This is a genomic window from Exiguobacterium sp. s36 (genome assembly GCF_018618345.1).
GTDB classification, from domain to species: Bacteria; Bacillota; Bacilli; order Exiguobacteriales; family Exiguobacteriaceae; genus Exiguobacterium; species Exiguobacterium chiriqhucha.
In genome coordinates this window covers 632,783-644,748 of the sequence record NZ_JACSLW010000001.1, presented here as the reverse complement: position 1 = coordinate 644,748, position 11,966 = coordinate 632,783, and the positions used below count along the sequence as shown (strand labels likewise).

Genomic DNA, 11,966 nt, shown 5'->3' with positions numbered 1-11,966 from the left:
TGAGCCGTGGTCTTTTATGATGCTTGAAATAATGACATTAATTTCAAAATATGTACAAAAGAGAGATTATTCCCCTTATTTTCGAAAGTAGAAGCCTCCTTGACGGGTTCCATCTTATATAATCAAGGTAATACGACATTCATGTGACGTTCGTCACACCGGGGAGTGGTGGAAATGGGCTTCTTCCGACAATGGAAGCATGCATTGGAATCAAACGTTGAACAAATGGAACGTGGAGAACGAATCAATATCGATCCGCTCCTGTTAGTTCAGTATCCAGATGCCGTCTATGTACTCGATCGAGAGTTAAGGCTCGTCGACTCGAATGAAAAACTGTCGCTTCTTTTTAACGGGGAAGAAGAGCGGTTCGTCCATCCGGCATCATGGTTGCCTGAGACAGAAAGTGAACGGGTCCAGACGTTCCATCAACGGTCGCTCCAAGGTGAAACCGTACATTATGAACTGCAAGCGCGGAACGAGGACGGTCGCTCGATACATCTGTCCATCACAAATACACCGCTCTATACAGGGCGGGTCATCACGGGCCTTTACGGCGTCGTCAAAGATTTGACGACACAGACGGAGTTGAGAGAACGTTACAATCGGATGAAAGTGAGCCGATTGCTATTCGAGCGGATCCCTGGGCTCATCTTGATTGAACTCGACCTTGAAAAGGGCACGTTCTACCACTCTCCGCAAACCGGACAACTGCTTGGTTTGACGAAACGACAGCTCGCTGAGATGAAGCGGGAAGATTTTCGAAAATTGATTCATGAAGACGATCGGGGTGCGTTCGCGGCGGCAATCGAAACGTTGCTTCAAGACACCGAACAATTTGAATACGAGACGCAACTTCGCGCTTTTAACCCGAAAGTGGAACAGTATTTGGAGTTGATTGTAAAAGTCGGTATATCGAAAGATCGCAAAGCCGTCACATGGGCGATGTTTGATGTGACGAATCTCGTCACGGCCGAGGAAGAATTGACGAGAGAACGGTCGAAAGTAAGGCAGCTTTGCGAGATTGTCGACTCAGTCATTTTTGAGCGCTATTTTGAGTCAAAACAATTCAAGTTTTTGACGCCGGGCTTCTCACTTATCTTTGGATATACGGAAGACCAATTCAACGCTCACCCGGATTACTGGCAAAAAGTTGTCGTTCCAGATGATATTCCAAAAATCAAACAAGCGCGGGAAGTGACACTGAACGGAAAACCATCGACGTTCTCGTATCGTATATTCGCCAAAGGGAACATCAAATGGATCGAAGAGAATCGGGAACCGATTTTTTCTGCGGGCGGGAACGTCATCGGATTCCGGACGCTCGTCAAAGACATCACGCAGTTGAAAGAGCAACAAGAAGAGATTTGGCGTCTTGCCTCGCTCGATCCGATTACAAACATGCCGAATCGCGAGTCGATCACGGAGTCGGTATATCATTTGACCCGCAAGCGGGACCCGTTCACGCTATTCTCGCTATCGTTCAATCGGATTGCCGAGATCAATCATACGTTCGGGTACGAACTTGGCGACGAGTGGCGTGTCGCGACGGTGAACCAATTGATTCGCCTATTGCCGAAAGACGCCATGCTCGGGCATTTAGATGCGGATAACGTGCTCATCGTCTTGCCGCGACGCATGGAAGATCCCGAAGTGCTCGCGCTCGGGAAAAAGCTCGGCACGCTCTCGACCCATCGCTTCCGCGTTGACGTCTATGACTTATTCGCCCGCATTTCGATTGGGGTGAGCCGATATCCGGAAGACGGGGTGCAGGCGAGTGAGCTAATTAAACACGCCTGTATTGCCATGAACCGAGCCGACAAGAAAATCGGGGCTCAACTTGAACTGTATTCCTCACAAATGGACATTGAGTCATTAAAGCGATATGAACTACTGCGGGATATGCGTGGTGCGCTTCAAAACAAAGAGTTTTATTTAATGTATCAACCGAAAGTGAACGCGTGGACCGGACAAATCGTGGGGGCCGAGGCACTCATGCGTTGGACGCATCCGACGTGGGGATCGATTTCACCAGCCGAGTTCATCCCGCTCGCCGAGGAGAGCAGCCTTCATCTCGAGCTGACGAATTGGCTGATTGAAGAAGTGTGCCGCTATTTGATGACGCTCCCGAAAAAAGTGCCGATTTCAATCAACGTCTCAGCCAAATATTTATATCAAGAGCATTTCGAGCATGTGCTCGAGGACACGCTCGCCCGTCACCATATCCCCGCGAGCTATCTCGAGGTCGAAATCTCGGAGACATCGCTGTTAGAAGACGCCCAACAAATCACGCAAGCGTTCGAACGATTGAATGACCTCGGCATCCCGATCGCGTTCGACGATTTCGGGAAAGGTTACTCGTCGCTCGCATACTTGCAGGCGTATAGCGCTCAGACGATTAAAATCGACCGGGTGTTCGCCCACAACGTTAATCAAAGCCGGAAGGCCCAAGGAATCATTCGCAGTCTGCTCCTCATCGCCGAGGAGTTCGGGATGAATGTCGTCGTCGAGGGTGTCGAGATGATGGACGACCTGCTCCGTCTCCGCGAATTTGGCTGTCACGTCATTCAAGGATTTATTTTCAGCCGTCCGCTCAAAGAGTCAGAGTTCGAGCAAGCACTCGAAGCTGGAACGCTGACGCCGATTGAAGAGTATGTCGAGACGCTACCGTCGTCGAGTCGATTGATTCATGCGGGCATCACCATCACGCGCTTGCGCAATCGAGACGTCGCGGTCGGCACATCACCAATCGTCATCATGCGTCGCGGCTTCAAGGCCATCGCCTTTTACGGGTCAATCCGCTTACCGGTTGATAGTGATCTCAGCCTCGTCATCTTGCTTGACGACGGAATGGCACCATTCCCGATTCAAGTGAAGCGTTTGACCGAGCTTGCCAATGGCCTCTATCAATATGAGGCGTCATATGAACAGACGGTTGAACTTGAAAAACGATTGACTGCCTTGGAAAGCGAAAAACCACGAGGCTTTACGATTCAAAAAGCGAAAGACTTGATTGATCAGACAGACTGAAAGCGAGCCGACTGGCTCGCTTTTTCTGTACGCTAAAAGTAGAAACCCGTTATGATATTCTCTAAGATGAGAGGGACAGACTATATAGAGGAGATCGACAATATGGACATTCAGGTAGCCCGACACTTTTTCTCACAACTAGAAGGCGATCATTCGAAACGGCTACAGGCGATTGCGGATGAGATTGAACGAACAGGATCGTATACGCTCACGACCGATGAGTTGACGGAAGGGGCGAAACTCGCTTGGCGCAACTCGAATCGATGTATCGGCCGTCTGTTTTGGCAGACGCTGAACGTTCGGGATGCCCGCGACGCAGAGACGTTCGACGACGTGTTCGAGGCGCTCGTCAGTCATTTACGGTATGCGACGAACGATGGCAAGATTCGCTCGACGATGACGGTGCTCCCGAATGAGTTTCGTTTGTTGAACGCGCAACTCATCCGGTACGCGGCGTATGAGACGGAGGACGGAATCATTGGCGACCCGCTATCCTTGACGATGACGCGACAGGCCGAACGACTCGGCTGGAGCGGGGCCGGGACCGAGTTTGACGTCTTGCCGCTGTTGATTACGGACGGGCGAGAGGTCCGGCTCTATGAACTGCCAGACGACGCGGTACTCGAGGTCGACATTCGTCACGAGGCGTACGATTTGTTCGACGGTCGCCCAATCAAATGGCATGCCGTCCCGGCTATCGCCGACATGGAGCTCGAGATTGGCGGCCTGCGCTTCACATCGGTCCCGTTCAACGGCTGGTATATGGAGACCGAGATTGGGGCGCGAAACTTGGCCGATACGGATCGCTATAATCTCTTGCCGCTTGTTGGCGCGTCGCTCGGACTCGATACGTCGAAAGAGCGGACGCTTTGGCGCGACCGGGCCCTCGTCGAGTTGAATGTTGCCGTCTTGCAGTCGTTCGAGCGGGCCGGGGTGACGATCGTCGACCACCACACGGCGGCAAAACAGTTCAAACGGTTCGAGAAGAACGAACAGGACGCAGGTCGAGACGTGACCGGCCAATGGAGCTGGCTCATCCCGCCGCTGTCACCCGCCGCGACGCACATGTTCCACCGCCATTATGATGACAAAATTGTGACGCCGAACTTGTTCGCGCGTTCGGGTTGTCCGTTTTCGGCGTTTCAAGCGAAGGCAAAAGAGGAATCTAAAGCCTAGAACCGAAACGAGAGGATGATGAACGTGGCAGTCCCAATTTGGAAACGTGCCGTTGCCAGTCAAATTGACCAACTCATTTTTCAAACCCCAGCGAAACTCGTCGAGAAGACGATTCGGAAGAAGTTGTTTCCTGGAAAAGAAGTGAAACGTTACTATTTGCCGACGCTCGTGACGATGGCAGGGGAAGTGTACTTCTTACTCAACAAAAATGGCCAGACGATCGGTGACCAAGTCGTCGGGATTAAAGTCGTCAGTCAAGACGGACGACCGCTCTCGCTCGAACAAGTCGTGAAGCGGACGTTGTATAAAGACGTCGTCTATCCGGCCACACTCGGTCTGCCGTTGTTAAAGGCATTGCAACAGATCAAGTCAGGCAAAGACATGGAATTGCCGCACGATGAGTTTGCCCATACAAAATTGATTTCGACACGATGAGTCGAAGCCGAAGACAGCGCGACGATGAGTCGGGCTGTCTTTTTCGTGCGAATCAGTCAGAAAGGAAGGATTTCGAAAAATAAGGTATAATGAGTTAGGAAAAAATTGAACGACCATTGGAGGATTTTTGTTATGACCAAAATCGCATGGATTACCGATAGTATGGCCAATTTCTCGAAAGAAGAGGCGGCCCGTCTCGGTGTCGATATCGTCCCGATTCAACTGATCGTCGACGGCAGCGGCTACAGCGAAGTGGACTTGTCGCTCGAAGACTTGCATCGCTATATGATCGACCAAAAGAAAGAAGCGAAGACGTCACAGCCGATCTTCGGTGACTTCATCGCCCGTTATGAACGCTTGAAAGAAGAAGGGTATGACTGCGCCATCGCCGTCCATTGCTCGAACGGCTTGAGCTCGACCGTGAAAAACTCGAGTGCGGCGGCCGAAGCGGCCGACTTCAAAGTGTACACGGTCGACTCGCACGCAGCGCTCGAGGCGCAGCAAGAACTCGTCCGTCTCGGTCTCGCCGCCGAGGCTGAAGGCAAGTCGGTCGAAGAGATCGTCGCCTTGCTCGAAGCGTGGCGTGACAAGAAAAACTTCTTCATGATTATCGGCAACATGGAAACGATGCGCCGCGGCGGTCGCGTCTCGTCAGGCGAGATGTTCCTTGCCAACATCCTTAACATCAAACCGATTATCACGCTCGATGAGACGGGGAAAGTCATCCCGTTCAAAAAAGCACGGTCGCTCAAGAAAGCCTACGCCGAGATGGTGACCGAGCTCGAACGTCGTCACGCCGCGAACGGCATTCATAACAACCGTGTCTTCGTTCAGACGGCGCTCGCTCCAGAGATGCAGGACAATATCGTCGCTCTCATCCAAGCGAAGTTGCCAGACATTGAAATCGTCAAGACGCGTTTCTGTCCGTCGATTGCGGTCCACGCAGGCTTTGAGACGGTCGGCATTCTCTGGCTCGACGCGTAACCATAAAGGAGGGAGTTTGATGGAAGCTGTCACCACACTCACGGCGTTACAAGACCGGATTGCGGACTCGGACCAATTGCTCGTCTACGTCTCGCATCCGACCTGTAGCGTCTGCCACTCGCTCAAACCGCAAGTCGAAGAGATGTTGACGGAGTTCCCCGATATCGAGGCGGTCGCCATCGATTCGGATCAGGTGCCGGAAATTGCCGGCGCCTACTCGATTTTCACCGTACCGGTCGTCCTGTTTTTCCTCGACGGCAGAGAGACGCTCCGTCGGGCCCGATTCGTCCCGATCGGCGAGCTGACCCATCAACTCGAACGTCTCCAAGAGATGCGAGGCTAAATCCACAGACACGTGTCTGTGGATTTTTTTGGTTGTCGGAGCCGGACACGGGGAATCAGGATAGTAGTTGCGTCACTTGTTCGAAAGAAGAAATGGGGAAACGCGAATGAATCTGATCCGCCACTCCGACTGGGCTGACACGAAGCTCACGCTGCATCTTTTGTCACAGATTCTAGGGAAACTAAAGGTTGCACTCGCCCCGCAAGAACCGCAATGGGCTCACGTCACATTGCCGCTCACCGTGACCGGGTTTACGACCGGGCCGCTCTGGAGCGGGGAGACGTTGTTCGAGGTGGACGTCGACGTTGCGGCTGGAATCATTACGGTGCACGTCGAATCGAATCGAACGATGTTTCCGCTTGAGGACGGAAAATCGCTCAAAACGTATTACATGGAAATCATCGGTACGCTTCAAGCGTCCGGCATCCGCCTTACCCTCAATCCGAAGACGCAGGAAATGCGAGAACTCAGATACTTGGACCGGGATGTGGCGCCGCTCGCTTACGATGCCGATGCCGCGCTGAAAGGGGTGCGGCTGTTCCAATATGCCGCGCGGGAACAAGCGAGGTTTCTCGCCCCGCTCCGATGCCGGAAAGTGAAACCGGCTTTGTTTTGGGGCACGTTCGACGTGTCGTCGATGATCGTCTACGGGAAGTTCGAGCCGTTCCCGGAAGACAAACTGATTGAGAAGGCGGCGTTCGATGAGCACATGATCGAGTTCGGGTTTTGGCTCGGGGATGCGTCCGTCGACGTGCCGATGTTCTTTATCTTGCCGTATCCGTTTCAATACACCGAGCTCGCCTCGGACCGGATTCAACCAGCGGACGCCTACTATGACGCCAACATGAGCGAATGTTTCTTGTCGCTCGAGAAGGTCGATCGGTCAAGTGACATCCGAGCGTTCTTCCGGACATCGTTCGACCTGTTGAGTGAACAGCTCGGTTGGGAAGGGTGCGCGCATTATTTCTTGCCGCTCGATATGCCGCCGCAACCAAAATAAGGGCCCACAGACGAAAGTCTGTGAGCCCTTGTTTTTATTCTGCTGCGACTTGTGGCACGAGGTAAATCAAGCCGAACGGGTTATGGAGCAAGTTGTCGATTGACGTCCGCTCGTCTTCACCCATCTCGACCGTGAACGTCTTGCCGTCCTCGAACGTGAAGCTGTCTCCGTCTCCGAACATCGAACCACCCGAGATGAGGTGGAAGTTGAACGAGTGGACGACGTGAATCGCGTCTTCAATCTCGAGCGTGGCCGGTACGGCGACGTCGGCGTGACCGAACGCTTTCATGCCCCACGAGACGTAGGCATCTTCTTCTTCCGTGATGGCCGTCAGAAGCGAGTAGTCGAGGGCGAGGTCTTCTTCTTTCGACTCCTGCCATTCGTCTTTCGAGTAGGCAACACCAGCCGTCTCGACCATGACGCCGAGGCCGCCGGCGTTCAAGATGGCGTTGGCTGCACGGCGCGCCGCCGCGATGTCTGACACGTCATTGACGTCGACAATCAAATAGACGATGTGCGTATGGCGGGCGAGCCCTTTCGCGATTTTCGGCGTGAAGCCGCCTGAACTGGCATGAATCATCGCCTCGGCGAGAGCCGGGTCACGCTCGACGACTTCGACCGTGAACGCTTTCCCAGTCTCGTCTTCTAACAGCAACAGACCGGCCATCGTGTAGCCTTCGCTATGTAAACTGATTTGTTCGCTGACTGCCTCGGCCGATGACCAGTTTCCTGGGATGGCGAGCAATACTTGTGTACGGTTCATAAGAATCATCCTCTTCTTCTAATAGTCAGGCCCCTCACAGGGAGAGGCCCGGTCTCTTCTCTTATTATGCCCTATTTGGCGACAAATTATTCTTGATATGTCTTCAATACTTCTTGTAACGGGATTTGATCGATTTTCCGACGACTGATGAACGTACTCGCGAAGAAGAGGAGCGTCACCGCGCCGAGCGTATACAGCACGTACACCCATTCAAATTCGAGCGGCAGGACGAGGCCGTAATCTTCTGCGAACACAACGATGATGACCCGCAAGATGAGGAGGGCGATCGGGATGCTGAGGAGCGCAGAGGCGAGCGCGTACATGAAATAGCTGTTCAAAATCATCGAACGGACCTCACGACGGTCATAGCCCATCACTTTCAACAGCGAGATGACGTAATAGTTTTTCTCGACCGTGAGCGCCGTCAAGACGAACAGGATACTGAAGGCGATTAACGCCGACCCGCCGATCATGACGTTCATCATCAAGTTCATATATTCATTGATGGACTGGGACTGCTCGATGAGGCCGCTCCGAGAGATGATGGTCGGATAGTCCGTCTCGTCCGGACGTTCGGTCGCGTAAATGCCGTTGAACAACTCGTCCGTCGTCCCGTCCGACAACTGTTCGCTGAGCGCCGCACGCGATAGATAGACCGTGTCCCCCATATACTCATCCGCGATGCCTCTAATGGGATACGACAGCGTCTCGTCTTCGAGTTCGATCTTGAGGGTGTCCCCGGTCTCGAGTCCGAGCTTCAAGGCGAGCGAGGCGCTCACGATGACCTCGTCTGCGGCGGGCGTCAAGTCATTCCCATCTTCGTCTATAAGCCGATCGAGCGTGTTCGTCGCATCGAGCCCTTTCAACGTGACGAGCTTGTCTTCGACGAACGCGAACGGATAGGTGAGGAACGGTTCTTGTCCGTCACGAAGCGTAGGCTGCGTCGTCGTATACGCCTCATACGCATAGTCGGCCTCATTCAATTCCCCGACGGTCATCCGGTCGACGGCCCCGTTCATCATGAGGGCGAAGACGATGAGAAGGGTGGAGAACAGGATGCCGAGGAAGAAGATGATGAAACTGCCCGTGCTTTTGACGGCGTATAAATATTTGAACTTCGTCTTGCCGCGTGTGTTACGTAGCATGCGGCTGACGATCCGACTGAGGCGGTTGAGCGATACGTTGTCGCGAGGTGACAACAAAGCGAGCGCACTCTCACCCATGATTTTATAGATGACCGCCCCTGCGACGAGAGCGAAGAAGAAGAGCGGGGCGAAGACGGCCGTGAGAAAGACGAGCGGGCTTTGAGCGATGGTGATGGACGGCAATAGATAGAAATCGAGATACAGGTTTTTGAGCGGTTCGGCGAAATAGAGCCCGAGAAAGTAGCCGATGACGAGCATGATCGTCGCGAACACCAAGATGAGCACCAGATACGGTATGGCAATTTGGCGTCGGTTATACCCGATTGCTTTCAATAGACCGATTTGTCCGCGTTCGGCCTCGAGCATGTTCGAAATCAAGATGGCGACGATGATGACGGCGATGGAGACGATGAATAAGCTCAAGCCGAGCGCCATCGCTTTACCGGACGAGATTTCGCTATAGATCGCGCCGCTACGCATGATGTTCTCCGTCTCCATGACCGAGATGACGAACGGGAGCTCGATGTCCGTCACGACTGTCCCGTCGGCGGCACCAGCCAAACGGAACGATTCCGTGCCGGTCACTTCCTCGTAAGCGTTGTCCGTCATGAGGAGAAGCGTCTGCGTGCCCGGGTCGAGGTTAAAGTAATTTTCATCAAACAGCGGCAACGTATAGTCCGGGAACAGGACGAACCCGCTCACCGTGAACGGGCTGCCGAGGTCAATCGTGTCGCCGATGGCAATGTCGTTCTTCTCGGCGTATTTCGCATTGATGGCGACCTCGTCGTCTCGCACGGGGCGCTTGCCCGCTTCAAGATACGAGAGGTTGATGGCGTCCGCTTCTTTCAAGACGAGTCCGCGGTGCTCACTCGAGCCGAACGGATAGTTAATCAGCTTTGAGGCACGCAGTTCGAGCGTCGCGTTGCCCATGTCACGCTCGACGGCATCGATCCGTGCCGTGACCAACGCATCGAACGCCGCCTCGTCGACACGCTGCAAGTCCGATAGTGTATATCGACCTGAGGCGATGAAGTCGGCGAGCGCAGGGGCGGTTGCTTCTTCCGCGGTGACGCGGTTGAGCATCTCGACGGCAAAGTCTTCTTGATTCGATGACGCAAGATATTCCTCGGTCGGGACCTCGATGCCGCTGATGCCATAAAACATCATCGTGTACGTGAGCGAGCTCATGACGATAATGACGGCGATGGCGAGAAGCTGCATCCATTTACCGGCGAGCGTCTTCCATACATTTTTATAAAGCATCTGTCTCACCCCCAGTGGATGTCACGAGCAGATCGTTTAATCGGGTTGTGCGTCAGTTCAATAATTCGACCCGAGTTCATTTTGATGACGTTATCGGCCATCTCGCTGATGCCGGTGTTGTGCGTGATGACGACGACGGTCTTGTCATACTCCTTGTTCAACCGTTCGAGCAGTTCGAGCACCCGTTTCGAGTTGTCCTCGTCGAGCGACCCCGTCGGTTCGTCACAGAAGACGATGGATGGATTTTTGGCGAGGCTGCGAGCGACCGAGACGCGCTGTTGTTCGCCGCCGGACAGTTGATACGGATACTTGTCGCGGGCGGCCGTCAGTCCGACCTGCTCGAGCAACTCATCGATTGGGAGCGGGTTGTCGGATAAGTCAGAGCCGATTTGGATATTTTCATAGACGGTCAGGTTTTGGAGCAGATTATACTGTTGAAAGATAAAGCCAAGATGGTCGCGCCGAAACGCGGTCATTTGTTCCGGGGACAACTTGGTCAGGACGGTATCACCGAACGTAATCGTCCCGGACGTCACCGTGTCGAGTCCGCTGATGACGTTCAACAGCGTGCTCTTGCCGCTCCCACTCGGTCCCAAGATCACGACGAACGCGCCGTCCTGAATCGTCAACTCGATGTCTTTAAGCGCCGCCGTCTCGACATCCCCGGTCTTATAGATTTTATTGACGTGCTCGATGTGAATCATGCCGATTCCTCCTTTGTCCGATGCTATCTTTTACCCGTTTCAGGCGCATTGTGGACGGGAATATGTGAAACTTCAAGGGAATTCGATTTTTGAAAAAATAGTGAAACCGCTTCACCTGTGATAAAATAATATTACCAGGTACTAATTTTGATTGAAGGAGAGCCCTAACATGAAAATTGCTTATATTACGGACAGCACCGTTGTCCTTCCAGATTCGATTCAGCACCACCCGGACATCCATATCGTCCCGCTCTACGTCGTCAAAGGGGATCAACCGTATAAAGATGGGGTCGAGGTCGATGCCAAGACCGTGTACGAATGGATTGATGCGGGCGAACGCGTCTCGACGAGCCAACCGGCCATCGGCGACTTCGTCACATTGTATGAAGGAATCAAAGATCAGTATGACATGGGCATCGCCGTCCACTTGTCATCCGACTTGAGCGGCACGTATTCGGCATCGGTCCAAGGCGCAGAGATCGCTGAGTTCAAATTGCTCGCGATTGACTCGCGGGCCGGGATCTATACGATGGGACTTATGCTCGAAGAGTTGATTGAACGTGTCGAACGCGGTGACGCGCTCGAGGACGTCGAAGCGTATATGAAACAACGTGTCGAGGATGTCCGCATCGAGTTGATTTTGCAAAACTTGACGCAGATGCAAAAGGGCGGACGTATCTCGAAGTCGAAAGCGCTCATCGGCAACATGTTGCAGTTGAAACCGGTGCTTCGTTTCGAAGACGGGCTCATCGTTCCATATCAGACGGTTCGGACGTATAAAAAAGCGCAGGCCCAGCTATTTGAGGCACTCCGTCAAGCCATCGATTCGGGCGAATGCACGGACGTCTCCATTTTCCACGGAAACGTGCCAGAGCTGGCCGAATCGTGGAAACGTGAGCTTGGTGACAAAGCCAAAATTCGGGTCGACACACTCGCACCGCTCCTCGGAGCACACACGGGGTCGGGCTCAATCGGCATCTCGTTTTTAAAAGCGAAGTGATGACAAGATCGTGACAAGAGTCACGGTCTTTTTTTCATTGTCAAAACTTTCAAACAACGGCTGGAATCTTCAACCAAGAACCTTCATACTGTGTAAGAATGATAACGGATAAGGAAAGGGGGGAGA

10 protein-coding genes are annotated in these 11,966 nt (G+C 53.2%); 7 read left to right on the top strand and 3 right to left on the bottom strand.

Annotated features, from left to right (window positions below):
- Positions 1-204: 204 nt before the first annotated feature.
- From KNP95_RS03260 to KNP95_RS03235, 6 genes are all read left to right on the top strand, one after another.
- The gene (locus KNP95_RS03260) at positions 205-3,027 is read left to right on the top strand and encodes a sensor domain-containing protein (protein ID WP_214835412.1); all 2,823 of its coding nucleotides are present in this window, start codon (positions 205-207) and stop codon (positions 3,025-3,027) included.
- 102 nt (positions 3,028-3,129) lie between these two features.
- Positions 3,130-4,203 carry a nitric oxide synthase oxygenase gene (locus KNP95_RS03255; RefSeq protein ID WP_214835410.1) on the top strand — a complete coding sequence of 358 codons (1,074 nt, stop codon included), beginning with the start codon at positions 3,130-3,132 and terminating at the stop codon, positions 4,201-4,203.
- Between the two features lie 18 nt (positions 4,204-4,221).
- Positions 4,222-4,638: an RDD family protein gene (locus KNP95_RS03250; protein WP_251130230.1), complete on the top strand. Its 417-nt coding sequence runs from the start codon at positions 4,222-4,224 to the stop codon at positions 4,636-4,638.
- A gap of 132 nt (positions 4,639-4,770) precedes the next feature.
- On the top strand, positions 4,771-5,622 hold the full coding sequence (locus KNP95_RS03245) for a DegV family protein (protein WP_058764323.1): 852 nt from the start codon (positions 4,771-4,773) through the stop codon (positions 5,620-5,622).
- A 19-nt stretch (positions 5,623-5,641) separates the two neighbouring features.
- Positions 5,642-5,965, top strand: a complete 324-nt coding sequence (locus KNP95_RS03240; RefSeq protein ID WP_021066467.1) for a thioredoxin family protein — start codon at positions 5,642-5,644, stop codon at positions 5,963-5,965.
- Between the two features lie 106 nt (positions 5,966-6,071).
- Positions 6,072-6,965, top strand: coding sequence for a DUF5996 family protein (locus KNP95_RS03235; RefSeq protein WP_214835408.1), 894 nt, complete (start codon positions 6,072-6,074; stop codon positions 6,963-6,965).
- A 34-nt stretch (positions 6,966-6,999) separates the two neighbouring features.
- Here the strand turns inward: KNP95_RS03235 and KNP95_RS03230 are convergent, their stop codons facing one another.
- From KNP95_RS03230 to KNP95_RS03220, 3 genes are all read right to left on the bottom strand, one after another.
- Complete coding sequence (locus tag KNP95_RS03230) at positions 7,000-7,728, bottom strand: DUF4261 domain-containing protein (protein ID WP_021066469.1); 729 nt, start codon at positions 7,726-7,728, stop codon at positions 7,000-7,002.
- Between the two features lie 86 nt (positions 7,729-7,814).
- Positions 7,815-10,136, bottom strand: coding sequence for an ABC transporter permease (locus KNP95_RS03225; RefSeq protein ID WP_214835406.1), 2,322 nt, complete (start codon positions 10,134-10,136; stop codon positions 7,815-7,817).
- Positions 10,137-10,141: 5 nt separating this feature from the next.
- Positions 10,142-10,840 carry an ABC transporter ATP-binding protein gene (locus KNP95_RS03220; protein ID WP_214835404.1) on the bottom strand — a complete coding sequence of 233 codons (699 nt, stop codon included), beginning with the start codon at positions 10,838-10,840 and terminating at the stop codon, positions 10,142-10,144.
- Between the two features lie 169 nt (positions 10,841-11,009).
- On the opposite strand from KNP95_RS03220, the gene KNP95_RS03215 reads away from it, so the two are divergent.
- On the top strand, positions 11,010-11,840 hold the full coding sequence (locus tag KNP95_RS03215; RefSeq protein ID WP_021066472.1) for a DegV family protein: 831 nt from the start codon (positions 11,010-11,012) through the stop codon (positions 11,838-11,840).
- The last annotated feature ends 126 nt before the right edge of the window (positions 11,841-11,966 follow it).

Coding starts and splice junctions, on each gene's coding strand:
- KNP95_RS03235 (WP_214835408.1), top strand. CDS start 6,072: ATGAATCTGATCCGCCACTCCGACTGGGCTGACACGAAGCTCACGCTG.
- KNP95_RS03255 (WP_214835410.1), top strand. CDS start 3,130: ATGGACATTCAGGTAGCCCGACACTTTTTCTCACAACTAGAAGGCGAT.
- KNP95_RS03240 (WP_021066467.1), top strand. CDS start 5,642: ATGGAAGCTGTCACCACACTCACGGCGTTACAAGACCGGATTGCGGAC.
- KNP95_RS03225 (WP_214835406.1), bottom strand. CDS start 10,136: ATGCTTTATAAAAATGTATGGAAGACGCTCGCCGGTAAATGGATGCAG.
- KNP95_RS03220 (WP_214835404.1), bottom strand. CDS start 10,840: ATGATTCACATCGAGCACGTCAATAAAATCTATAAGACCGGGGATGTC.
- KNP95_RS03215 (WP_021066472.1), top strand. CDS start 11,010: ATGAAAATTGCTTATATTACGGACAGCACCGTTGTCCTTCCAGATTCG.
- KNP95_RS03250 (WP_251130230.1), top strand. CDS start 4,222: ATGAACGTGGCAGTCCCAATTTGGAAACGTGCCGTTGCCAGTCAAATT.
- KNP95_RS03245 (WP_058764323.1), top strand. CDS start 4,771: ATGACCAAAATCGCATGGATTACCGATAGTATGGCCAATTTCTCGAAA.
- KNP95_RS03230 (WP_021066469.1), bottom strand. CDS start 7,728: ATGAACCGTACACAAGTATTGCTCGCCATCCCAGGAAACTGGTCATCG.